This window comes from Paenibacillus sp. FSL H7-0690 (genome assembly GCF_037980415.1).
In the GTDB taxonomy this organism is placed as follows: Bacteria; Bacillota; Bacilli; order Paenibacillales; family Paenibacillaceae; genus Paenibacillus_AQ; species Paenibacillus_AQ odorifer.
The window spans coordinates 5,522,726-5,547,500 of sequence record NZ_CP150281.1; the positions used below are offsets into that span (position 1 = coordinate 5,522,726).

General features: G+C 45.9%; 25 protein-coding genes and 1 other annotated feature. Of the genes, 1 reads left to right on the forward strand and 24 read right to left on the reverse strand.

Translation table 11 applies throughout. The features are described 5' to 3' along the window. Positions 1-62 precede the first annotated feature (62 nt). From obgE to MHI32_RS24450, 18 genes are all read right to left on the reverse strand, one after another. Positions 63-1,373, reverse strand: coding sequence for a GTPase ObgE (obgE, locus tag MHI32_RS24365; RefSeq protein ID WP_076277483.1), 1,311 nt, complete (start codon positions 1,371-1,373; stop codon positions 63-65). 15 nt (positions 1,374-1,388) lie between these two features. Next, positions 1,389-2,129: a Spo0B domain-containing protein gene (locus MHI32_RS24370; protein WP_076105522.1), complete on the reverse strand. Its 741-nt coding sequence runs from the start codon at positions 2,127-2,129 to the stop codon at positions 1,389-1,391. A gap of 243 nt (positions 2,130-2,372) precedes the next feature. Then, the gene (gene rpmA, locus MHI32_RS24375) at positions 2,373-2,684 is read right to left on the reverse strand and encodes a 50S ribosomal protein L27 (RefSeq protein ID WP_036685171.1); all 312 of its coding nucleotides are present in this window, start codon (positions 2,682-2,684) and stop codon (positions 2,373-2,375) included. A gap of 17 nt (positions 2,685-2,701) precedes the next feature. Beyond that, positions 2,702-3,037 carry a ribosomal-processing cysteine protease Prp gene (locus MHI32_RS24380; protein WP_036685168.1) on the reverse strand — a complete coding sequence of 112 codons (336 nt, stop codon included), beginning with the start codon at positions 3,035-3,037 and terminating at the stop codon, positions 2,702-2,704. A gap of 12 nt (positions 3,038-3,049) precedes the next feature. Next, positions 3,050-3,361: a 50S ribosomal protein L21 gene (gene rplU, locus MHI32_RS24385; protein ID WP_036685166.1), complete on the reverse strand. Its 312-nt coding sequence runs from the start codon at positions 3,359-3,361 to the stop codon at positions 3,050-3,052. A gap of 14 nt (positions 3,362-3,375) precedes the next feature. Continuing rightward, positions 3,376-3,462, reverse strand: a sequence feature (ribosomal protein L21 leader region). Beyond that, a complete protein-coding gene (locus MHI32_RS24390) occupies positions 3,377-3,544 on the reverse strand; it encodes a hypothetical protein (protein WP_155288184.1) in 168 nt (55 codons plus the stop codon). (Overlaps the previous feature by 86 nt.) Further along, positions 3,525-4,766 carry an Rne/Rng family ribonuclease gene (locus MHI32_RS24395; RefSeq protein ID WP_340011117.1) on the reverse strand — a complete coding sequence of 414 codons (1,242 nt, stop codon included), beginning with the start codon at positions 4,764-4,766 and terminating at the stop codon, positions 3,525-3,527. Before MHI32_RS24395 ends, MHI32_RS24390 begins: the two co-directional genes overlap by 20 nt. A gap of 54 nt (positions 4,767-4,820) precedes the next feature. Next, positions 4,821-5,663, reverse strand: coding sequence for a M50 family metallopeptidase (locus MHI32_RS24400; protein ID WP_036685160.1), 843 nt, complete (start codon positions 5,661-5,663; stop codon positions 4,821-4,823). Next, positions 5,656-6,552 (reverse strand): M23 family metallopeptidase, encoded by an 897-nt coding sequence (locus MHI32_RS24405; RefSeq protein WP_076194474.1) that lies wholly within the window; start codon positions 6,550-6,552, stop codon positions 5,656-5,658. The genes MHI32_RS24400 and MHI32_RS24405 overlap by 8 nt, the downstream gene beginning before the upstream one ends. A gap of 201 nt (positions 6,553-6,753) precedes the next feature. After that, positions 6,754-7,548 (reverse strand): septum site-determining protein MinD, encoded by a 795-nt coding sequence (minD, locus tag MHI32_RS24410; protein WP_036685156.1) that lies wholly within the window; start codon positions 7,546-7,548, stop codon positions 6,754-6,756. Positions 7,549-7,553: 5 nt separating this feature from the next. Then, complete coding sequence (minC, locus tag MHI32_RS24415; protein ID WP_036685154.1) at positions 7,554-8,213, reverse strand: septum site-determining protein MinC; 660 nt, start codon at positions 8,211-8,213, stop codon at positions 7,554-7,556. Positions 8,214-8,292: 79 nt separating this feature from the next. Continuing rightward, positions 8,293-8,823, reverse strand: coding sequence for a rod shape-determining protein MreD (gene mreD, locus MHI32_RS24420; protein WP_081386380.1), 531 nt, complete (start codon positions 8,821-8,823; stop codon positions 8,293-8,295). Then, positions 8,823-9,701 carry a rod shape-determining protein MreC gene (gene mreC, locus MHI32_RS24425; protein WP_076129391.1) on the reverse strand — a complete coding sequence of 293 codons (879 nt, stop codon included), beginning with the start codon at positions 9,699-9,701 and terminating at the stop codon, positions 8,823-8,825. The genes mreD and mreC overlap by 1 nt, the downstream gene beginning before the upstream one ends. A gap of 62 nt (positions 9,702-9,763) precedes the next feature. Continuing rightward, complete coding sequence (locus tag MHI32_RS24430; protein ID WP_036685150.1) at positions 9,764-10,798, reverse strand: rod shape-determining protein; 1,035 nt, start codon at positions 10,796-10,798, stop codon at positions 9,764-9,766. A gap of 38 nt (positions 10,799-10,836) precedes the next feature. Next, the gene (gene radC / locus MHI32_RS24435; RefSeq protein WP_036685147.1) at positions 10,837-11,526 is read right to left on the reverse strand and encodes a DNA repair protein RadC; all 690 of its coding nucleotides are present in this window, start codon (positions 11,524-11,526) and stop codon (positions 10,837-10,839) included. 25 nt (positions 11,527-11,551) lie between these two features. After that, a complete protein-coding gene (locus MHI32_RS24440) occupies positions 11,552-12,148 on the reverse strand; it encodes a Maf family protein (protein ID WP_076277490.1) in 597 nt (198 codons plus the stop codon). Positions 12,149-12,182: 34 nt separating this feature from the next. Next, complete coding sequence (locus MHI32_RS24445; protein WP_036685144.1) at positions 12,183-12,428, reverse strand: DUF4321 domain-containing protein; 246 nt, start codon at positions 12,426-12,428, stop codon at positions 12,183-12,185. Positions 12,429-12,627: 199 nt separating this feature from the next. Then, positions 12,628-13,866, reverse strand: coding sequence for an SPOR domain-containing protein (locus tag MHI32_RS24450; protein ID WP_076194477.1), 1,239 nt, complete (start codon positions 13,864-13,866; stop codon positions 12,628-12,630). Positions 13,867-14,082: 216 nt separating this feature from the next. On the opposite strand from MHI32_RS24450, the gene MHI32_RS24455 reads away from it, so the two are divergent. Further along, entirely contained in the window at positions 14,083-15,069 is a 987-nt protein-coding gene (locus tag MHI32_RS24455; RefSeq protein WP_339191276.1) for a diaminopimelate dehydrogenase, read from the forward strand. Between the two features lie 92 nt (positions 15,070-15,161). On the opposite strand, the gene MHI32_RS24460 is transcribed toward MHI32_RS24455, so the two are convergent. From MHI32_RS24460 to MHI32_RS24485, 6 genes are all read right to left on the reverse strand, one after another. After that, the gene (locus MHI32_RS24460) at positions 15,162-16,349 is read right to left on the reverse strand and encodes a glycosyltransferase (protein ID WP_076305452.1); all 1,188 of its coding nucleotides are present in this window, start codon (positions 16,347-16,349) and stop codon (positions 15,162-15,164) included. A gap of 337 nt (positions 16,350-16,686) precedes the next feature. Further along, the gene (locus tag MHI32_RS24465) at positions 16,687-17,859 is read right to left on the reverse strand and encodes a GGDEF domain-containing protein (protein ID WP_143765076.1); all 1,173 of its coding nucleotides are present in this window, start codon (positions 17,857-17,859) and stop codon (positions 16,687-16,689) included. Between the two features lie 18 nt (positions 17,860-17,877). Then, a complete protein-coding gene (locus MHI32_RS24470) occupies positions 17,878-19,044 on the reverse strand; it encodes a GGDEF domain-containing protein (protein ID WP_076129397.1) in 1,167 nt (388 codons plus the stop codon). A 209-nt stretch (positions 19,045-19,253) separates the two neighbouring features. Continuing rightward, positions 19,254-20,630, reverse strand: coding sequence for a UDP-N-acetylmuramate--L-alanine ligase (gene murC, locus MHI32_RS24475; protein WP_036685137.1), 1,377 nt, complete (start codon positions 20,628-20,630; stop codon positions 19,254-19,256). A 6-nt stretch (positions 20,631-20,636) separates the two neighbouring features. Then, on the reverse strand, positions 20,637-22,013 hold the full coding sequence (locus MHI32_RS24480; protein WP_248549650.1) for a folylpolyglutamate synthase/dihydrofolate synthase family protein: 1,377 nt from the start codon (positions 22,011-22,013) through the stop codon (positions 20,637-20,639). A 5-nt stretch (positions 22,014-22,018) separates the two neighbouring features. Beyond that, positions 22,019-24,718: a valine--tRNA ligase gene (locus tag MHI32_RS24485; protein WP_076129400.1), complete on the reverse strand. Its 2,700-nt coding sequence runs from the start codon at positions 24,716-24,718 to the stop codon at positions 22,019-22,021. Positions 24,719-24,775: the final 57 nt, after the last annotated feature.

Sequence of the window (24,775 nt, forward strand, 5' to 3'; positions counted from 1 at the left end):
GCGCCAACTATGCTATCCCTTTACAGGAAAACCATAGTTGGCGCTTCATAGTCAGCTAAATATTAATAGTAGCTGCTGTTCTCAACGAATTCGAATTCGAAATCAGCGATACGGACAATCGTTCCTTCTACAGCACCACGTTTACGAAGCTCGGCATCTACACCCATATGACGCAAAGTCCGTGCCAGCTTGAGAATCGCATCATGTGTGCTAAGCTGCATGCGCTTCAGCATACGTTCGATACGTGGGCTTGTGACCACAAACGCCTCGTTATCACGTGTAATAGTAAACGAATTATCCTCTTCTGCTTCCAGCTTATACACCTTACGTTCAGTAGTTTCAGCAACTTCCTCAACCACCGGCGCAACCGGAATGCTGTCGAGAATATCCGTTGCACGATATAGGAGCTCCTGAACACCCTGACGGGTAAGGGATGAAATTGGCATGATTTCTAAATCCGCCCGCACCTCAGCTACGCGTTCGCGGAAAGAAATAAGATTCTCTTCTGATTCAGGCATATCCATCTTATTCGCCGCCACAATCTGCGGACGATCGATTAGACTAGCATTGTACTGCTTCAGCTCATCATTAATTAGAACCCAATCCTCGAAGGGATCACGGCCCTCAGAGCCAGACATATCAACTACATGAATGATGATACGCGTACGTTCAACGTGACGCAGGAATTCGTGACCCAGACCTATGCCTTCACTAGCTCCCTCGATTAATCCAGGCAGATCCGCCATCACAAAGCTTCGGCCATCCCCAACATCCACTACCCCTAAATTCGGTGTAATTGTTGTGAAATGGTAAGCTCCGATTTTGGGCTGAGCAGCGGACACAACCGACAGCAACGTAGATTTACCCACACTCGGGAAGCCTACAAGCCCTACATCAGCCATTACCTTAAGTTCCATAACAACATAACGCTCTTGGCCTTCTTCACCGTTCTCCGCAAGCTCTGGTGCAGTATTATTAGCTGTGGCAAAACGGGTGTTACCCCGGCCTCCACGGCCTCCACGTGCAACTACAACCTGTTGTCCATGACGCGTCATATCGGCAATGATCTCTTGCGTATCATCGTCAATCAGAATGGTTCCTGGCGGAATACGAACGATCATATGATCCGCATTCGCTCCATGTTGGCTTTTGTTCCGTCCTTTAATCCCTTTGTCAGCTTTGAAGTGGCGCTGATAACGGAAATCCATCAACGTGCGCAGTCCCTCATCTACACGGAAAATAACGTCGCCTCCACGGCCTCCGTCACCACCGGCAGGACCACCCTCCGGTACATATTTCTCCCGGCGAAACGCAACGAGACCATCCCCGCCGTCACCGCCTTTAACATAAATCTTAGCTTTATCTACGAACATAAATGTTCACCTTCCTCACATTTCAAGCGGTAATCGCAGCTCTACATAAGCCCTGCTAGGCTTAAACTGCTCTGCTTTCATGATTTTTCCTTGTACTATATTATAAATTTGCCCTTTGAGCAGCTCGGGATTGCCATGCTCCCCCTCGCCTTCGAAGGAGATAAGAATGTCTCCTCCATCCTGAAAAAAGCCAAGGCGCAGCTTGCGCGTCTCCCCCTGAGGAGCCAGCCCGTTGTACTGATAAGCCCGTATGGTCTGCATAATCACTGAAGTCAGCTCATCTCCTGCTTCTGGATTTAGCTTGTCCTCTAGCTGCAACCCTTCCTCCACCTGAACTTCCAATTCCAGACTAGACCTGTTAGTTCGGAAGGATTGGATATAGAAAACCAATGAAGGAATGCCCAACTTAGCGATACGACTATCAAGTGCTATGCGTTCCTTTATTCTTTCCACACACTCCACGGATTTATTAGGCTTTCCAAGCTGAATATATCCGTATAGAATCTGCAAATCGTTCATCCAATCATGTCGATGATGATTCAGTGTCCGAATCGCCGCCTGTTGCAGAGTGTTCTCTTGTATACGTAGCTCCCGTTCATAATGACGCTGGCTCCAGATAAAACTGAAAGCAACGATTGCCACTACCCAGACTCCGAGTAATAGACACGTCAGAAGAGAAGTATGCCAATACAAAAGACCTAAAGGAAGCATTACGGATAACATGACTGCCCAGATTGCACTTTTCCAGGATTTCATTCTTTCTCCCCGTCCCTCAGTTCGCAAAATTCATGACTTCGTTTAGATAATTTGTTTTGTTAGTATCATTTACCATTTCCTAGTATAACACACGCGTTCACTGTAGTTCACCAGAGATAATAACGAGATTTTCACATCTATCTAACCATTCCAACTTTGCAACACAAATAATTATGAATATTCTACAAAAAAGCCTCCGGCACTCATGCCGGAGGCTTCTACTTGCTCATATGGTCCGTAAGCTTACGCTTCCAGTGCCGCTGCTACCGGAGCGACATCAACTGGGTACACGCTCACTTTTTTGCGATCGCGGCCCCAACGTTCGAACTTCACTACGCCATCCACCATTGCGAACAAAGTATCATCTTTACCGATGCCTACGTTAGTTCCTGGGTGAATTTTTGTTCCGCGTTGACGAACCAAGATGTTACCGCCGGTTACTGCTTGACCGTCAGCACGTTTCACGCCAAGACGTTTGGAATGGGAATCCCGTCCGTTTTTTGTGGAACCTACACCTTTTTTCGATGCGAACAATTGAAGATTCAATTTCAACATGTTGTCAACCTCCTTCTTTAAATATTTACTTGCTGTATTTGAATATACTTCCCGTATGATTCTGCGATATCATTCAGCATCACGACCATGGATTCAAGCAGCAATTGTACCTTCGCGGAAGTATCGAAATCTTCAACAGAACTTAATGTTCCACTTAAGAATCCGTTCTTCATGGACGTGTCCATGGAGATTCCGGTCAAGGTCTCAATCGAATTGACGGTTCCAACTGTTACAGCGGATACCCCGGCACATACGATATCTTCGCCACGCTTCGCATAACCCGCATGCCCCTTAACCTCAAAGCCAACGATAGTTCCTAGATCCGATAATCGTGTAATCCGCACGCTAATCATTAACGCACCTTCTTACGCTTGAATCTTCTCGATAGTTACTTTCGTGTACGGTTGACGATGACCTTGTTTCTTGTGGTAGTTCTTCTTAGGTTTGTATTTGTAAACTACAACCTTAGCGCCTTTACCATGTTTCTCGACTTTAGCTGTTACAGACGCGCCGCTTACTAGCGGAGTTCCTGCAGTCAGACCACCATCGTTAGAAACAGCCAATACACGGTCAAAAGTTACACTTGCGCCGTCTTCAGCTTCCAACTTTTCAATGAACAAAACGTCGCCCTCTTGGACTTTGTATTGTTTACCACCAGTTTCGATAATTGCATACATTTTACTTGCACCTCCTCATGTCTCAGACTCGCCTAGTCTAGGTGGCAGAATTCCCGTAGGAACTGCGCTTATGTACCCGATCGGAGCGGTTACAGCATGTGCAGGATCAACTGCATCAAACACATACTTGAAGATAGTATCATACTTATGACTTATCGTCAACTCATTCCAGCCATTCTCCAACTTTTCCGGTTCCCCCGCAGCACTGGCAAATCACAGGCGCAAAGCTGGCTGAATCATGCCTTGCCTTCTTTCTGGTCATCTCGAGCAGCCCGAGTCTTGTCCACCCCAAAATATGTGTTTTGGTGCGATCCTTGCAGATCACTTTCTCTAATCGCTCTGTAACCATCTTGCGGTGAAGCTCTTGTTCCATATCAATAAAATCGACAATAATGATTCCACCAGTATCGCGTAACCGGATCAAACGACCGATCTCCTCAGCTGCGAGCAAATTCGTATTAGTAACCGTTTCTTCAAGCGATGCTCCGCCAATATATTGAGCGGTGTTGACATCAATTACGGTTAACGCCTCTGTCTCATCCCAGATCATTGTTGCTCCGCCCTCCAGCGTGATTTTGCGGCTGAAGCTCTTGAGCAATTGATCCTGAATACCATAAGCAGCGAAAATAGACTCCGCTCCATTATAAAGACAGACTGGCTTGTACCCTTCAGGAGCCATGTCGTCCAGAAAGGCTGTTGCTTCTCTAGCTGCGGCAGATGAATCAATAATCAACTGATCCCGTTGCGGATTAAAGGCATCTCTTATAAAGCGTTGGACAATACTAAGATCACGATGTAGTAAAGCGGGAGCCTCTACCGTTTGTGCCTTACGTGTAATATTCTCCCATTGGGCACGCAAAAAAGAAAGATCACCCTCCACAGCTTCATGTGGCTCGTCCTGAGAAACCGTCCGCATAATAAGCCCTTCTTCTTTCATTCGCAGACGTTCTCCGATTCCTTTGAGACGACTGCGCTCTGCATCCCGGCTTATTTTTTTGGAGACACCGACGTATTCTGCAAAGGGCATGTACACCATCCAGCGCCCGGGCAACGTATAATGAGTCGTTACACGCGCGCCTTTTCCGCCGCTCGGCTCTTTCCGCACTTGAACAACAATATCCTGTCCCGGCTGCAAAAGCGTCTCGATAGAGGGCTTCACATCAGGCTGTTTATCCAAATTAGGATGCAATACATCATCAACATATAAAAAAGCATTCTTCTTCTGTCCGATATCAACAAAAGCAGCCTGCATACCTGAAAGTACGTTAATCACACGGCCCTTGTAATAACTGCCGACCAACCCTTGCTGCTGATCGCGTTCAGCCGCGTACTCCACCAGCCTTCCGTTTTCCAGAAGAGCCATTCGGGTAATGTGCTGCGTGCAGTGAACGATCATCTGTTTCATGGCTTCACCTCTGGTTTCGTTCGTTCATTCCTTCACATTCTCTGCATAAATACACTATATTCCGAAGTAGGTTGATATTAAGCGCTGTTCCGGCACAACAGCAACAACATTTCCTTTACCGTTTAACACATAGATAAAATGATATTGATTACGTTTAAATAGACGCAATATATCATCTAAAGGTTTCGCAGATAATGCAACTATTGGACGAGCTACGCTTCCTGTTCGCAAATGATACTCATAAACAGCCTCCCGATTCATCAAAAAAGCAACAAACCGGTACGGTAAATTACGATGGTCGGTGAAATTCGAATACAGCAGAAAAGCTCCGATCATGACCATATTAAGCCTAAGGCCTCCACCCGCTCCAAGAGGCAGCAGCGCATATATAATCACAAGGACACTTGCGGCTACACTCACCCGTCCAGTCCATAACAAAGTGTAGTAATAAGGAAGTACTAAACTAATAGTGGCCTGAAGCACTTTACCTCCGTCAAGCGGCAGCACTGGCACTAGATTAAAAAGCCCAATAATGGCATTGGCATGAATAAAATAGGTAAGAAATTCCTGATTGCCATAACCGGCTTGTTGAAGTCCAAAAGCAATAACGATCATAATTCCATTTTGCAGTGGACCGGCAAGGGCTATTCCGATCTCACGACTGGCTGTAAGCCGCCCATGATCTTCAATAACAGCCACTCCGCCAAACGGAAGAAGCTGAACCGACTTAACTGTGACACCAGCCAAAAGAGCCGCAACGACATGTCCCATTTCATGAATGAAGACAATCGTAAATAAGGTGAGCAGCTCTAGAAATTGTCCCGTGACCACGGAGAATAACATAATGATCACGAACAGTGGATGTAGTGACAGTTCGATACCAAAGATCCTAATCAAACGATACCACTTCTGTAGGATCAATATAAGTCTTGTCTTTTATCACTGCGAAAAATAGTGTTGAAGCTGAGGATACGTCCTTCTCCATCATCCAACCGAGTGAATCCCCGCTCTGCACCCAGTCATCAACCTCCAGCTTAGTGCCGCTCAAATGTCCGTATTCTGCAGTGACACCGCCTGAATGCTGAACAGCAATTCGAATGCCCCCTTCCAGCTCTTTAGAGATGGAGAGAATACGTCCCATGTCTATACTTTTCACCGTCACATTTAAGGTTGAATCGATTTGAGGCATAATTTCCACCCCTTTTAGCGTAGATGCAAAAGGCTGGACAATGCTCCCAGCTATCGGGGCAGTGAGTTGATGATGAGCGGCTACTTTTTGAGCAGGCTCATCTTTATCCCCAAATATCGGAATGAACGCTGGAGCTCCGTTAAAGTTCTCCTCATACCAGACTCTCACAGCCGTGAAATCCATGTCATTGCTTAACGCATCACTAATAAAAGCTTGCATCTTATAGGACCATGGCTGATGTACCGCAAAAATCCCCCACACTGCTCCAAACACAAGAACACTAGCAACAAAGCGCCGAATAAAACCGGCAGTGAAATTTGAGCCTCCACCGCCGTTATCCTCCCAGCCTCCACGACTCTTTTTCCACATCACCTCTGGATCGGGCTCTACAGAGGATTGATCCGCATTCTTAAATCCTGTTCCCCATTCCTTAAAGCTCGTACTCTTATCCGGCATAATAAATAAAGGGGGAGCCTCCGCTATTTCAAGTTCCGGGACTTCCGAAACTCCTGAGACTGCTGAGACTTCCGGGAGTTCCTCCAATAAACTACGAATACGCTCCTTGCGGCGATTCTTGATATCTGATTTCTGATCCATATTTATCCCTCCGGACGGGCTTGTTTTACTTCCATTTTATGAAGCACGGAAGTCTCTTTAGAACAAGCCCCTCCAAGACAGACCATTTAAATCCCGGAAATGCCATACATTCATATTTATTCAAAAAAATAAGCCCCACCATAGATTTCTCTACTGGTGGGACCCGTGTATGCTTCTTATCATAGGATTGCTTAGTAAAAATTAAGCCATGCCGAAAAATTTCTTAAGTTTCTTAAATGCTCCCGGTTTGCGGTCAAGCTGCATCAGGGGTACAGCATCACCTAAAATTCGGCGTGCAATATTGCGATAGGCAATAGCAGCTGAAGAATCGGGATTCATAACTGTAGGTTCTCCGTTATTTGCGGCTTTAATGACTAGTTCATCATCCGGAACAATTCCGATAAGATCAATGTTCAGCACCTGTAATATATCCTCAATATCAAGCATATCCCCAGACTTCACAAGACCTGGACGAATACGGTTTACCACCAATTTCGGCGATTCCACACTCGACTGTTCTAATAGTCCGATAATACGATCGGCATCCCGCACAGCGGCATGCTCTGGTGTGGTAACCACAATCGCTTTATCCGCACCGGCAATCGCATTGCGGAAGCCGTGCTCGATTCCTGCCGGACAATCGATCAGAACATACTCATATTCCTTCTTTAGTTCAAGAATGATATCTCTTACTTGTTCAGGAGAGACAGCCGTTTTATCCTTTGTTTGAGCTGCAGGCAGCATATACAATTCATCAAAGCGCTTGTCTTTAACGAGCGCTTGATTAAGGCGGCAACGTCCTTCCGCTACATCCACAAGATCATAAATAATACGATTCTCAAGCCCCATAACTACATCCAGATTACGCAGTCCAATGTCGGTATCGACGAGACATACTTTTTTGCCCTGCAGTGCAAGTGCGGTTCCAATGTTGGCTGTTGTGGTTGTTTTGCCAACTCCGCCTTTGCCCGAGGTTACGACTATCGCTTCTCCCATGGAGGCTACACCCCTTTAAACACATTTAAATCCTGACGTAATTTGACCAAATTATGAATCTTATCGATCTGCATAGCTCCGTTTGTTAAATATGCAAATTCCATACTGCTTTCTCGGGTTTCCCATTCATCGGGCGGACGACTAATAATATCGGCAATTCGCAGCTGCGTTGGAGACATTAAAGAAGCAGCTATAATCGCTTCCTCATTCCCGTCTACTCCAGCATGCGCCATCCCTCTTAGCGAACCTAGTATATAAATATCGCCTGAACAGGTTATGGTCCCCCCAGGGTTCACATCCCCCAGATATAGAAGATTTCCGTTATGGTGCAGCACCTGACCGGAACGTAGAATTCCGCTCATCAGAAACAATGCGTCATTATCCTCACTGCCGGGCGCTGGAAGCGCCTCTATAGATCGAATCAACAGATTTCCCTGTCCCTTAAGAATCTCCAGCACAGCTTCCTTGTCTTCCTCAGTTACGGTACGATTGCCCAGCTTTATGTCCACATGTACAATCGGTCCAGTTAAAATATTTTGATGGCTGTGCTCCAGCTTATAGCGAAGCTCGCTCAGAAGATCTTCAAAGGGACATTTGTCGTCTAGCAGGAATATCAGGCCATCCTTGATGCCCTTAATCCTTACATGCTTGGATTTTACTGTCATATGCCTGGCCCCCTATCCTCATTCATTCGTGCCGGGCCCCTTAAATTCCTGCTTTGTATAGAAAGAAAATAGAAGCTCTTTAAGCCGCTTCTTCCTTATTCGTTTCTTTCTTGATTAGCTCAAGCTGGCGCCGAACCGGTATGTAGAAGAGTAGCCCGATGGCAAAATGAAAAAGCATCGTCGGCAGCATGTGATTCAAAATCGCCCAGCTATAAGGTTCTTGATTAAGATTAAATACACTATAGATACCAAATAGTATACTATCCCCAAGTAGACTTCCAAGCAGAACCACAGTCATCATAAGGGGCAGCGGAGCACGTGGAATCTGAAATAAAAGGCCGATTAAATAAGCCGACAATCCCATCGCAAAAGAGTGTGCTCCAAGAATTCTGCCGTAAAAAACGACATCATGCAGCATTCCAAAACATAATCCCAATATAAGTGCTGTATGCCGATGATGATATATAGTCACGAACAATAACACTACAAAAACCAAATTCGGAATGATTCGCATCTGCCACACATCTGGAATCAGCCAAGGTAAGATGGTTCCCTCCACAATAAATAAGAGGAACAGTATCAGAATAAGAACTGATCTGCGCATATTCACTATTCAGCACGCTCCTCCGTAAACACAACAATCAAATGCTTCCAGTCCTGAAATTCTGCTGAAGGCTTTATCACTGCTGTGGAGGTTAATCCAAATTCACCAACATCGACGCTTTCAACTGTGCCTATTGTCAACCCCCTTGGATACAAGCCTCCAATACCGGAAGACAGAATAGTATCCTCCGCTGCAATAGGATCACCCGGTGGAATCTTGGTCATCAGCAGTCTGTTCGTCTCTGGATTATAACTCTCAATCATCCCAAAGGACTTACCCTCTTTATTAAAGGCAGTTGCCGCAATAGGCGGCTGGGAATTAGGATCATTAGTGTCCATCATGGTCATCAGTTTCACAGTAGAAGTGAAATTGCTAACTTGACTGATAACACCTACCAGACCATCGGTTGAAATAACAGACATATTAGGTCTGACACCATCTTTGGAGCCTAAATCAATTACAATGGTGCTGTTGCTTGGTTCTGTAGTCTGGCTAATTACTTGCGCAATACGATATTCATACTTATACAAATTCTTCTGTTCTTTAGTGAATTGCCATTTTTTTTCCAAGTCTTCATTCTGTGCTTTAATAAAATTATACTGGGCTTTATCACGTGCATACTGGGCAGCCATAATTTTAAGCTGTTCATTTTCTTTAGCAAGATCACTCAGATTTCCAATATCTTCAAACAAGCCCGCTACATATCCAGCGGGCTTGTAGAACATTTTTTGCACGAAACCAGTCGAATCTCTGAGAAAGTTCTCCGGCCAGGACAAGCCTTTCCTTGTTGCCAAGCTGAAGCCCATTACCACAATGAACAGCACCAGTGTAATCAACAGAATAAACAGACGTTTATTGCTTAAGAGTTTAAACAGTTTCAACACCCTCTAACAACAGTATTTCTCCCATAACAGGGGTTGACTTACACAAGTGGTAGAACATCATCTTATCTCTTCGAACGAAGACTGGATCCGCTGCGGCTCTTGAACAAATGAATGTTCTCAAGTGCCTTACCGGTTCCAATAGCTACACAGTCCAGTGGATTCTCAGCAACAATAACCGGCATTCCCGTCTCACGTGCAAGCAGCTTATCCAAGTTGCGAAGCAAAGCTCCCCCACCTGTCAAAACAATTCCACGATCCATAATATCTGCTGCAAGCTCTGGCGGACATTTTTCCAACGTTACTTTAACAGCTTCAATAATAGCATTCACTGTGTCAGACAAAGCTTCACAGATTTCATCAGAAGTAATTGTAAGTGTTTTTGGCAGACCTGTTACGAGATCACGGCCGCGAATTTCCATGGTTTCAGCCTTTTCAAGAGGAAGGGCAGAGCCAACATCCATTTTGAGCTGCTCCGAAGTACGTTCACCGATCATCAGATTGTATTGACGTTTGATGTATTGAATGATGGACTCATCCGCTTCATCACCTGCAACACGCACTGAACGGCTAGTAACAATACCGCCGAGCGAGATTACAGCAACTTCAGTTGTACCTCCACCGATATCTACAACCATACTACCTGTAGGCTCCCATACTGGCAGATCCGCGCCGATAGCAGCAGCAAAAGGCTCTTCGATAATGTAAGCTTCACGAGCTCCAGCTTGTTTGGTAGCATCTTCTACCGCACGTTGCTCTACAGCAGTAATGCCAGATGGTACGCAGACCATTACATTAGGGTGACGCTGGAACATAGAACGCTGTTTCTGTGCTTGACGAATAAAATATTTAATCATCGTAGCCGTTGTATCAAAATCAGCGATAACGCCATCTTTCATCGGACGGATCGCACGGATATTTCCAGGTGTACGACCGATCATTTTTTTGGCGGATTCACCCACAGCTTCAATCGTCTTAGTATCAGTGTTAATGGCTACAACGGAAGGCTCTCTTACAACAACACCCTTACCGCGTACGTAGACAAGCGTATTCGCTGTCCCCAAGTCAATTCCTAAATCTTTTGTGAAACCACCCAACATGCTAATTTCTCCTTTTCCTAAGTAAATCTACATTTATATTACATATGTCCTTTTTCTTTCAAGCTTACGAAACTGCTATCTCCGATAATTAGATGGTCCAGCACATCTATTCCGATAATCTCGCCTGCCTGAAGCAATCTAGCAGTTAGGGAAATATCTTCTGGACTAGGTGTTGGATCACCACTAGGATGATTGTGCGCGCATATAATAGAGGCGCTACTGCATTTTATAGCTGCTCTGAATACCTCACGAGGATGAACGATCGAAGCATTCAGGCTGCCCATGGACAATGTTTCTTGTCCAATCACATGATTCTTCGTGTTCAGAAACAGACAGACAAAATGCTCCTTTTGCAAATAACGCAATTGCTCAGTCAGAATCTCAGCAGCGTCCCCAGGACAGCGGATAATGACCGGCATATTGAACCTGGAATTCGCAAGGCGCCTTCCCAGTTCGATGCCTGCTTTTAGTTGTACGGCCTTGGCAGGACCGATACCGTTGATTTTGGTCAGTTCTTCGATGCTAAGGTCAACTAGCCCACGCAGGCCACCGATCTTCCCCAGCATCTGCTGTGCAATATGAATAGCCGACTCGCGGCGTGTTCCCGTACGCAGCAGAATGGCTAACAACTCCGCTTGACTTAATGATTCCGCCCCATAATGCATCATGCGCTCTCTAGGTCGTTCTTCATGGGGGAGGTCCCGCAGCATAATTGGTTGCGACTCCATCCCTATCCCTCTTTCCCCAGGCTTCCTACCGGATCAATACAGTTATACCGAACTCGGATAGCATTTCGCCAAGAAGCGACAAAGGCAATCCGACTACATTGAAATAACAGCCTTCAATTCGTTCCACCAAAATGGACCCAAGCCCTTGTATCGCATAAGAGCCAGCCTTATCAGCGGGCTCTCCCGTAGCTATATAAGCAGCAATTTCCTCTTCAGTCATTGCCCTCATCGTTACGGAAGTAACACGGTGCTCCACTATAGTCTTCCCATTCGGGAGTCCGAGGCAGGCTACACCCGTGTATACCTTATGAGTTCGGCCCTGAAGTCTGGTAAGCATCGCTTTGCTGTCCAGCTTGTCCACCGGTTTGCCTAGCACAGTATTATCTAGTACAACAATTGTGTCGCTTCCTATAATGACTGCGTTACGCTCTCCGGCTGTAGCTACTACGGCTTCTGCTTTTCGCAAAGCTAGACTGCGCACGATTCTCTCCGGCGTCCAATCCGGCGGTGTGCTCTCATCAGCTTCGCTGGTAATGACCTCAAAGGGTAAACCCAGTAAGGATAACAGCTCACGTCGACGCGGTGAACCTGAGGCTAGAATAATGAGTGGTGAGTTGTCCACGTTGTAAACGTCCCTTCTTGCTCAGTAACGAGAGTTACAGTCTGCGGTACAGCCATACAGCTGTAATAATACCGGCGAGACTAAGCATGCACAATTTCAAATGAATAGTGATGTCATAGGTTATGATGTCTAAATCGGCTCGCGGAGACCATTTGAGCACAGTCGATGTTGTTAGAAAAGACAGAGCCTTTACGGGCTGCAGCAGCTTGGCGATCCAGGCTCCAGCCAGCCAGCCTAGAATTAGAAATAACAGCAGTGTTCCTACATTTTTCTTCTTCATCTCAGTCTTCCCTCGCCATTTTTTGACACCCTAATTATTATACGGTGAAACGGTGATCAATACAAACGTAAAATCCCCTACGGTAATGTTTACCACCTTTTGCCCTAAAAGTTGCGGAACGATACCCTTCTCCGAAAAAAACAACAAGCCCCCAATTCCCCGGAGACTTGTTGTTATTTTGAATCCGCAATCCAAGCATTCAATTCATAGCAGACAGCAGCTGTTTTTGGCTGGTCAAGAAGCTCAGCATGGATTCCTGCACTTCCCAAAGCAGGGCTTGCGCCTTGTTCTTGTTATATTCACTCAGTGCTGAAATTCCTTGGCTCATAGATTTCTCTAGCGCTGCGCAAATGCTTTTGGCTTCAGGCGTTATGCCTTGCTCCAGAGCTTTAACAGCTTCACTCCATTGGAGATGAAGATCACTCACAGCTGAGGTATTAGCTGCCGCATCCGTTTGTCCGCCACTGAGTAAAGAAGCGGATTGACTGCTTAGTTCACTGAGCAACTGTCCACTCACCGCAAAATAACTATTCACAGCCTCCGCATTTCCGGCAAATCCTAATCGTTCCACTCCGGGAAGATCCACCTCTCTTACATAAAGCTCAATCCCTTGATTCTTCAGTCCACTGCTGAGCAGCTTAGCTTGTTCACGGTCAGAGGACATTCCGGCATATACACGATTTCCGTCAGCAGGGTCCAAGCCCGCAGCCAAGCCAGCGTCCAACAGCTCTTGTCTAGCTTGTTCCGCGCCTGCCGGCGTACTGAATACGCCATACTGCAGCAGGTAGTAGCTTTGCGCAGCCACTTGAACAGGAATACTGTTTTTGCCAGCATCATCTGTGCCCGTAACCGGCAATCCCGAGGTTCCTACACCTGCTGGATCATTAGCTCCGGAAGTCTGCCCTGAAGTAGCCAATGTATCTGTTATCCCGGTTCCTGAACTACTATCCATGTTTCCTCCATAAAAAAAGGAAAGCGCCGCATACCCAAGCAGTAGACCTGTGCCGATGGCCCCCACCACAGACAGGGATAATTTCCACCAATACGATGGGCGACGAGTATGATATGAGCCCCCATAACCTCCCGTGTAAACCTCTGCTGATTTATCTCTGTCATCTAGTACCAAATCTGAGAGCAGATACGATTGCTGCGTATTTCTGAAATCTCTATCCTGTTCGTCCCATTCTTGCTGGCGTGGATCTACAGTTCCTGAGTAATAGTCGTAAGCATCCTCCGGCGGTGCCTCACGCGTAGAGCGTAGATCAGGTTCTTGCACCCAAGTATGCTGCTGTGCTGGACCGACCTCCTTGCGCAACTCCTCTGCATATTCTTCAGCTGTACCCAGTCCGCCACTGGACCAGCGCTCCACTACCTGCGGTTTTGGCTTAGGCTCGTCCTTATTCACGTCAAATCGGAATGTCATTCTTCCGTTATTCAACAGTAACACCTCACCTCATCTAATCTATATGGAAATATATGATAGACAATAGAGAGATATGCTATTTTTATAGCCAAATGAATAATGAAAGTTATACGGATTCAGTTTACATTACATGTAACTTTTATATACTATATAAAAAGAGCTAAAAGTGTGCACTATACTAGTTAAGCTAGAAATAGGATTTTAGTTCATTACAGTTTAGGAGGGCTTTTTCTGAAACAAAAAATTCAAGCAGCAATTGTGGGCTACGGTAATTTAGGAAAAGGTGTACGTAAGGCCATTAACCAAAGTGAAGATATCGAGCTGGTTGCGATCTTTACGCGCAGAGAGCCTGGACAACTGGAAGCCAGTGAAACCGGTGTGAAATTCGAGCATATCTCTGCCGTCGAACAATATAAGGGAAAAGTAGATGTTATGATTCTGTGCGGAGGATCGGCTACCGATCTGCCAGAACAGACACCAGCTATTGCCCGGATGTTTAATACCGTGGACAGCTTTGACACTCATGCCAAAATCCCTGAGTTCTTTGCGACCGTTGATGCCGCAGCTAAACAAGGCGGAACACTCAGCGTAATTTCTACGGGCTGGGATCCAGGCCTGTTCTCCATGAACCGTCTGCTAGCTGAAGCTATTCTTCCACAAGGTAAAGAATATACTTTCTGGGGTAAAGGCGTCAGCCAAGGTCACTCTGATGCCATTCGCAGAGTAGAAGGCGTTAAAGGTGGCGTACAGTATACTGTTCCAGTACAAGAGGTTATCGAGGCCATCCGTGCGGGTGAAACACCAGAACTCACTACTCGTGAAAAACATCTTAGAGAGTGTTTTGTAGTAGCTGAGACAGGTGCAGATCAAGAGCGCATTCGCGAAGAAATCGTGAATATGCCGAACTATTTTGCAGATTATGATACTACAGTTACTTTCATCACTGAAGAAGAACTGGCAGCTCAGCATAGCGGTATTCCGCACGGCGGGTTTGTTATTCGCAGTGGGGTAACAGGAGAAGGCACGAAACAAATTGTTGAATTTGGCCTGAAGCTGGAGAGCAATCCTGAATTTACAGCTAGTGTGCTTGTGGCTTATGCCAGAGCTGCTCAGCGTATGAGTCAAGAAGGTCAAAGCGGAGCGCGTACTGTATTCGATATTCCACTTGGGATGTTGTCTCCGAAATCACCAGAAGAACTGCGCCGCAACTTACTCTAAAATCCTGTCAACAAATAACCCGCGTAGGACTTTTAATGGTCCTCGCGGGTTATTCGTTGTCCAGAGCGGCAAGCATCATGTCTGACAACCCTCTATACAAGACTAAGAATCTTACTCTTAACATGATTCATTTCGTAATTCTTCAACAAAGTCTCATGCGCACGATCCGCAATAATGGCGCCAAGCTCAGGATTTTTCAGTAAATTCAGTACACTTCCAACAACCTCAACTGAGGTATTAGCCAGCAAAATATTTCGGTTATGCTCACAATTCAGCTTCTCACACATGATTGAGCTGGTAACCACCGGGGTTTTTAGCGCCCAGGATTCCAGTATATTTCTAGAAACTTCGCAGCCTTCAAGGATGGGCACCAGAACAGCTTTAGACCGTCGTATGTATTCAGTAGAGGAATTTACTGGTCCAGTGACTATGACCGATTCATCTTCCTTAATCAAAGTCATGACCTCCGGGTGAACCTCTGAGCTGATAATGTAACTTTTGATATCAGGCACTTGTTCCTTAATCATGGGATAGGTTTTTTTAAAGAATACTCGGGCTGCATCTATTCCCAGTCTTATATTCATATTCCAGTGCAGAACAATTGAATTTTCTTTAGTCACAGGCTCTGCAAAAGTCTCATACTCATTCATCTTGATGAAATGGGGGACAACATGAACCTTACGGGCATCGGCAAATGATAGAGATTTGAACGCTAGTGCATCCCATTCCGAGGTTGCTAAAAGTAGTCCCGTCTTATTCATTAATCGCCGTTTATTCCTACGATCCCATGCAGCATTGAGTTTATTATATGGATTCTTCCTGCTTAACTTTCCTGCCTCTCCGGCAGATCCTCCGCTTCCGTTTGCAAAACTATAGGTATCTGTGATCACACTGGCTTCTGGAAGCAAGTTCCGCACCATATCAATGCATTTACCCAATAGGACATGCGATATAAATACATGCTTATAATTATTGGAACGGCAAAGCTCCAAAATAGTGTTCTTCATATCTTTATCTATATGACTTAAGTTCGAGAAATTCCGCAGTTTATGTAAGGGGCGCAGCATTGGCCTCCAGGTCGTATAATCTTCATTAATGTTATGAACCGTAAGTGCCGTCCGCTCATTTATAGACACGGTTTGGTTGGCACTGCCGTACGTCAGCAAATCTATATCAAATTTCCCAAGCAAAATCTCGAGAATACTCCCTGTTCTCATTTCTCCTTCTAGATCCTCTGCGCTTTGATTCTGGGCTGATAGGAACAGCATTCTTTCTCGCATGACTCTGGCTCCTTGTATTTTGTAATAAAAACCCCCATCTACTAACTGAAACTTTAGATGCAGTTCAATAGTAACTCATTTCACTTAAAAGTTTTGTCGATTTATAGGAGAAGCATAAAATTTTTTAAGTTTTTTTCTGAGTTACCAGAAATCCATCACGATTTCCCCTTATAAAACGCCACATTTTCTAAAATATAGACTAAAACCCCTTTTTTGACGCCATACATAATCATGAATTGCTCTATGGATAGAAATCATAATCGTTAGGTAATATGTACTACGCCTCTTTGCATACAAAAAAAGCATCTCCCTCGCTTAATGTCGAAAGGAAGACACTTTAGTTGTCGTAGCTTCTAACTACACAGTTCCGGCCCTTTTTCTTAGCCTGATACAATGCAGTGTCACTAAGTTTGTAAAGAGTGTTCAATGCGTATCGTTCACCTGAATCCACCGTGATGATGCCAACACTTATCGTGTAATGCAAGGGCACACCATGAATGACCGCCCCTGTAACCGCTGTGCGCATCCGCTCTGCAATCATATCACTGTTTTGTTCATCGGCTCTATGCAGCAGCACAGTGAACTCCTCACCACCGAATCTTCCGAACAGATCACCATTGCCAAGCTGCTGTTTTATTTTATGAGCCAGATCCTTCAGAACATGGTCGCCGGTATTGTGGCCGTAGGTATCGTTTATGCGTTTAAAGTGATCCACATCCAGCAGTAAAAAAGAATACGGCAGCTTCTTCATTGCTGAGGCAGCTATTAAAGGCCGGGCGCGCTGTACAAAGGATCTGCGATTCAAAATACCTGTCAACACATCATAAGTGGCCACCCGTTCCAATTCTGTAAAGGAATCCTCCCTATAAAGCAGCATGATTCCTGCAGTTCCTAAGAACATAAGCAAATAAATCCCCAGATAAAAAAATATCTGCAGCCAGTGAGAGGTCTGTGCATTCCATCCTAACATCGAATAAAACGGTTCAAGTCCCTTGCTAACCAGCGCTAAAATTACAACAAAGTACAACAATCCTATGGTTCGCTGGAGAGAGGTTTCTCTAATCTTCACAGCTAATATATAAGCTGGCAAAGCTATGATCATAATCCCAAATAGACAAGTTGCAGCCATAACCAACCGCTCATCTGGCATAATTATATGCAGTAGCACTACGATGACAATGGATACTCCGAACAGGATCGTATAATATCGTTCAATCCTACTCCCAAAAACTCTGAGAAGCATCAGAAGCGCTAAGCTTTCCAGCGTACCTCCAGCTAAAGCAAGCAGCATACTGATTGGAATGGGAAGTCGTGAGTCTGTGAAATCATTCAGCAAAAGGAGAATTAAAGCTGCCAGCTGCAAATATTTTGCCGTGACAAACAAGGTAGAAGTCCGTTCCTGCGCGTAACGCAAACGATAGACGACAATAAGTAATACCGTAAAGGATTGCCACATAAAGAGGCAGACCAGCAGTGTCTTGAGATCCAGATGCATGTTAGTGAATTTCACCCCCTGTATTCTCCATGCTCAATAAATATAATTGTATCTGACCACTCGGTTTCTTCCTTCTTGTTTGGCTTGGTATAACGCTTTATCGCTCAGCTTGTACAGCTTATTTATCCAGATCTCCTGATCCGGTATGATTGTAATTACACCTATACTAACTGTATAGCCTTGTAAAAGTTTTTGTGTAGGCGTCTTCATTACTGCCTTTCGTAACACTTCAGCTTTCCGGTCACAGCTAGCTTCATCCAGCCCGCAAAGGATAACTGCAAATTCCTCGCCGCCCAGCCTGCCAAATAAATCGCTGTTTTCGAGGTTGTCCTTAATCGTCAATGCGAATTCTTCCAGAACAACATCGCCGGTATCATGGCCGTATGTATCATTGATTTCTTTGAAATGATCCAAATCCAGCAGCATAAACGAAAAGTACTCTTGCTCAGCAACTGCCTTCTCAAGCCGTACCTCAGCTTCCTCAAGAAATGCTCCACGGTTAAGGATTCCAGTCAGATCATCGTAGCTAGCGATTCGTTTCAGTTTCACAAAGGAATGCTCGTTAGAAAGTAGAATAAAGCCTGCGGCTCCCACAATCAACAATAAATACATCCCCAGGTAATATAAATACTGCGAAAGATTAGTTGTGAACACGTTCATCTCTGGCTCCCAGATCAATGCAACAATCGCGCGGAGCAGCATAATCCCTGCAAAAGCGTAAAACAATATTCCGAGTATCTTCTGAAGAGGGGTGCCTTTGGGGTTCACCGTGAGGTGGTAAGCTGGATAGACAATAAACAGTATCGACCATAATGAGGTACAGGCTATGCGCCAGCTGGAATGATGAAAGAAGATCGCAACAATACTAAAAGTAATCGAACTAAGTATGGAAAGCGTTATGTAATACAACTTTATCCGCTGACCAAGGATTCCCATCATCAGCAGTAAAGCAATAATCTCCAGACAGCAGCCTAAAAGAATCAAAGCGTTGCTAAGTGGAATGGATAAAGCGCGGGGGATATGACCCCATAATAATAATGAACACCAGAAGAGCAGCTGCACCGCCTTTGAGCGTATGAATAAGGTGGATGCCCTGTCTTTAGGAGCGCTCCTCCGGTAATTGGTTATCAGCAGCAATATAAATAGATTTCCAAAAATAAATAAATACACTAACGTTTTGATATCAAGCTGGGAGTCCATGAGTCACCACCTACACGGAAAAATTGATCCTCTACTGACAGCACTATAGCACTCAATGGCTGGTTCAGCAAATACCCTATTTATTTCATTTTTTAGAATGTACATACACCGCTTAAGTATACAAAAAAGCACTTCCCCCTGCACGGAGCTCGGGGGGAAGTGCTATGGTCAAGAGAATATGAATATTCTCGTGTAGGCCTGTGTTTGTATTAACGCTTCTTCAAGCCGTCCGCCAATGCGTATCCAACCTTCCAGATATCGCCTGCGCCCATCGTAATCACTAGGTCACCTGGGGCAATACGAGGTTTCAGATCAGCAAGCACATCTTCTTTGGTTGGCAGATGTCTTGCACCAGCGTTACTGTTCTGCACAATAAGCTCAACCAGCTTCGCAGATGTAACCCCCTCAATCTGCTTCTCACCTGCCGGAGAGTAGATGTCGGTGATGATCACCTCATCTGCTTCGCTAAAGGCGCGGCTGAAGGCATCTAGCAGGAAGAACGTACGTGTATACCGCTGAGGCTGGAATACGGCAATAATCCGTTTCCCCGTTGCCTTAGCAGCACTGATTGTCGCCTGAATTTCAGTTGGGTGATGCGCATAATCATCGATGACCAGAATGTCATCGACTTCTCCGAGCACTTGAAAACGGCGCTTCGCACCATGGAATTTCACGATCGCTTCAGCGATTTTTTCAAAAGAGATTCCTGACTTCAAACAAGCGATAACCGCAGCCATTGAATTATACAGATTGTACTGGCCTGGCACGGATAGTTCAATTTGTCCCAATACTACGCCATTATGGTTCATCGTATACGAAACCTGACGGTCGCCAAGAACGATGTCTGTGGCAATATAATCTGCAGTCTTCGACTTGATGCCGTAAGTAATCACCTTACCTGACACTTCAGGCAATAAAGAAATCACGTTCTCGTCATCTGCACACACAATCGCAGTGCCGTCTTCACGGGTCTGGTTCATAAACTGTACATAAGCAGCCTTGAGACGGTTAAAATCTCCGCCATAATTCTCCAAGTGATCTGCTTCCACATTCGTGACAATTCCAAGCCAAGGGTGATAGTGCAAGAAAGAGCCATCGCTCTCATCCGCTTCCGCCACTACATAATCGCCTTGTCCTGCCTTTGCATTCGTACCGACGTTCATAATCTCTCCGCCAATAATATACGTAGGATCAACTTCACACTCTTCCATTACAAGTGCGATCATAGAGGATGTAGTTGTTTTACCATGCGCTCCGGCAACAGCTACCCCTTTACGTTCGTTCAATAAACGGGCTAACATTTGTGAGCGGTGCAGAATTGGAATCTTAAGACGCTCTGCTTCCACCCATTCCACATTATCGCTAGACAAAGCCGTAGAGTACACGACCAGATCCGCACCTTTTACTTGTTCTGCTGTATGCCCAATATAAATCTTGGCACCTTTAGCAATCAATTTATCCGTCAATTCTTGGGCAGCCACATCGGAGCCCGTAACCGTATATCCCATTTCTAGCATTACTCGGGCAATCGCGCTCATACCGTAGCCGCCGATCCCTATAAAATGCACACGTTCAGTAGTATCCAACAGTCGTCACCAGCCTTTTTCAGTATCGGGTTGCTGCAAAAGTGTACCGCGCACGTCAGAAATCAAATACAGCGTACCAGATACGACGGCAAGGTCATCCTCCGCTGTAATCGACTTCAGTTGTTGCAGCGCTTTTCCCCAATTATGTTCTACTATGATTACCAAGTTTTCCTTGGCATATTTATCCCGCAGACTTTCTGCGATAACCTGCAGATGCTCCGCGTCCATTTTGTTCTGGAAATCCGGTTCGGTCAGGATGAGCGTATCCACTATAGGCAGTATATGCTTAAAGTAGGATTCATGATGCTTATTTGCCATCATTCCCATAAGTAAATTTAATTTACCGTATTTATAGAGCTGTGGCAGGCTTTTGGCAAGGCTCTCCGCGCCTTCCGGATTATGTGCTCCATCCAGTACGATCCTCGGAGATTTACTTACCTCTTCCAGCCTTCCAGCCCAAAATGCATGACGCAATCCTTCCAGAACATCTTCATCCTCTAGCATGAACGCCATATACTGGCGCAAAACTTCAAGAACCATCATGGCTCCTGCCGCATTGCTAATCTGGTGTTCGCCTTTCATCACAATCCCAAGTCCAAGCGAACGGAAGGGACCCTTAAAGTTAAAGGTCTGCACATCCGCATGGATTCCAGTAGCTTCATAGCTAAAATCTTCTCCGGCAAGATAAAGAGTAGAGCGGCAAGCCGCCGCTTTCTCCTTGAGTACAGCCACGACTTCCGGTTGATTTACGCAGCTAACAACAGGTACACCGGGTTTGATAATCCCGGCTTTCTCCATTGCAACCTTCTCAAGCGTATCTCCCAGAATATCCATATGGTCATGGCCGACATTTGTAATCACCGACACGATCGGAGTAACGATGTTCGTTACATCCAGCCTTCCCCCAAGCCCAGTCTCCCATACGACAACATCCGGACAAGAAACACCCGCAAAAAATAGAATGGCCACAGCTGTAGTTACCTCAAACATCGTTGGTGAGCCAAATTCCGTTTCTGCAATCTCATCTACCAAAGGACGAAGGGTATTCACTAGCTCAAGAAGAGTTTCTTCAGGAATGTCCGTATTATTATATTGGAACCTGTTCGTGAACTTCGTAATATACGGAGACGTGAAGGTGCCGACAGAATAGCCGCTTTGCAACAGTGCGCTTGTCAAAAAAGCACAGGTGGAGCCTTTGCCGTTGGTACCCGCCACATGAATAAATTTCAGCCGACGGTGCGGGTTTCCCAGCTTGTCCATCAACATCTCAATTCTGTCTAAACCTGGCCGGATTCCAAAAGGAATCAGGCCCTTGATCCAGTTAACCGCTTCGGTATATGTCGCAAGAGGGGCGGTGCTCCCGCCCCGATTTAGGTCATCCATGTCTCTTATCCTCTCAGCTCTGCTATGCGGGCAAGTACTTTCTCACGTTTGGCAGAATAATCTGCCTGCTTCGCCTGCTCCTCTTCGATAACTTTTGCGGGAGCTTTGGCCACGAAGCCCTGATTGCTCAACTTTTTCTCTACGCGTTCTACTTCGCTGTTCAGCGTCTGCACTTCTTTTTCCAGACGAGCGATTTCTTGTTCAATATCAATCAGCCCCGACAAAGGCAGAAGCAGTTCCGCTCCCGTTACTACAGCGGACATTACCTTGTCTGGCGTTTCCGGATTCAGGCCAGCTTCGAAAGAAGAGGTATTGCAGAAACGTCCGATGTAGTTGTCGTTACGAGTAATGATGCTCAGCGTTTCCTCATTGCTCGCTTTAATAATCAAATCAACCTTTTTGCTCATCGGTACATTTACTTCAGCACGGATATTACGAACTGCCCGGATTACATCCATCAGCAGGTTCATTTCCGCTACCGCTTGCGGGTTCTCCAGAGCAGCATCATACTCAGGCCAAGCAGCCAAAGTAATTGTCTCTCCTTCATGCGGCAGATGCTGCCAGATTTCCTCCGAAATAAACGGCATAAACGGATGGATCAAGCGCATCGTGCGGTCGAGTACATAAGCAAGTACGGACTGTGTCTTCGCTTTGGCTGCGGCATCCGTTCCGTAAAGCGACAGCTTCGCGAACTCAATATACCAGTCACACAAATCGTCCCAAATGAAGTTGTACAGCTGGCGGCCGGTCTCGCCGAACTCGTACGAGTCAATTAGACGCGTAATTTCACGAGAAGTTTCGTTCAGGCGGTGTAAAATCCAACGGTCAGCCGTAGTTAGCTCACCAGTAATGTCAATATTCTCGAAGCTAACTCCTTCAAGATTCATGAGGGCGAAGCGTGACGCATTCCAGATCTTATTAGCGAAATTACGCGCCTGCTCTACCTTTTCCCAGCGGAAGCGTAAATCCTGACCCGCTGTGCTGCCGGTAGAAATCATATAACGCATAGCATCTGCGCCATACTTCTCGATAACCTCAAGCGGATCTACACCGTTTCCGAGTGATTTGGACATTTTTTGTCCTTCAGCATCCCGTACCAAACCATGCATCAATACGTCGGAGAATGGTTTCTCTCCGGTGAATTCCAGTGCCGAGAAGATCATCCGCGCTACCCAGAAATAAATAATATCGTAGCCTGTTACAAGCACATCGTTCGGATAGTAACGTTTGAAATCTGCACTGTCTTCATTCGGCCAGCCTAGGGTTGCAAATGGCCAGAGGTTGGAGCTAAACCAAGTATCCAGAACATCCTCGTCCTGTTTCAGGTCGGTTAAGCCGCTGATCCGGCGCGCTTCTTCCTCGTCATTCGCCACAACCAGCTCACCGGTAGATTCAGAATACCAAGCCGGAATACGATGTCCCCACCAAAGCTGACGGGAAATACACCAGTCGCGTACGTTTTCAATCCAGTTCAGGTAGGTTCTCTCGAACCGTTCAGGTACAAAGTTAACCCCATTACCATCCTTCTGTGCATTGATGGCAGCTTCGGCGAGCGGCTGCATCTTCACGAACCATTGTGTGGACAGGTACGGCTCAACAACCGCTCCTGAACGTTCACTGTGTCCAACTTGATGCACATGATCTTCAATAGAGATCAGAACGCCTTGCTCCTTCAGATCCGCCGTGATGGCCTTACGGCATTCACTCCGGTCTTGACCTTGGTAAGGTCCTGCTTCTTCGTTCATCGTACCGCTCTCATCCATTACGTTGATCTGCGGCAAATTGTGCCGTTGACCTACCTCGAAGTCATTTGGATCATGAGCTGGCGTGATCTTAACCGCACCGCTGCCAAACTCTTTATCTACATACTCGTCAGCGATAATTGGAATCTCCCGGCCGATAATCGGCAGGATCAGCGTTTTACCAATCAGATCTTTATAACGATCATCCTCAGGATGAACAGCAACTGCCGTATCACCCAACATCGTCTCCGGACGTGTGGTCGCTACAGTGATATGTCCGCTGCCATCTTTAAGGGGGTAACGCAGGTGGTACAGATGACCGTTAACTTCCTTATATTCAACCTCGATATCCGACAACGCCGTACGAGCCGCCGGATCCCAGTTGATGATACGTTTACCGCGGTAGATCAAGCCTTTATTATAAAGCTTAACAAATACCTCGCGAACTCCCTTCGACAAACCCTCATCGAGGGTAAAACGCTCGCGGGAGTAGTCAAGGGAAAGTCCCATTTTTGCCCACTGCTCATGAATGGTGTTCGCGTATTTGTCTTTCCAATCCCACACCTGCTCCAGGAACTTCTCACGTCCGAGGTCATGTCTGGAAATCCCCTGCTCGCGCAGCTTCTGCTCTACCTTCGTTTGTGTTGCAATACCTGCGTGGTCCGTACCTGGCAACCAAAGCGTATCGAAGCCCTGCATCCGTTTAGTACGAATCAGGATATCCTGTAATGTGAAATCGAGCGCATGCCCGATGTGCAGCATTCCTGTTACGTTTGGCGGCGGGATCACAATACTATAGGCTTTAGCATCCGGACGCTGGCCTGCACGGAAATATCCGCCCTCTGTCCAGTAGGAATACCATTTCTGTTCTGCTGCCTTCGGATCATACGTTGTTGGCATCTCGTTTTTAGATTCATTCGTAGCGGCAGCATCTGCCGCTGTTAGATGGTTTTGGTCAGCCATTCTCTGATACCTCCACTAGTTTACTTGTAGTTGCTTATAGTTGTTAATAAAGTTGCT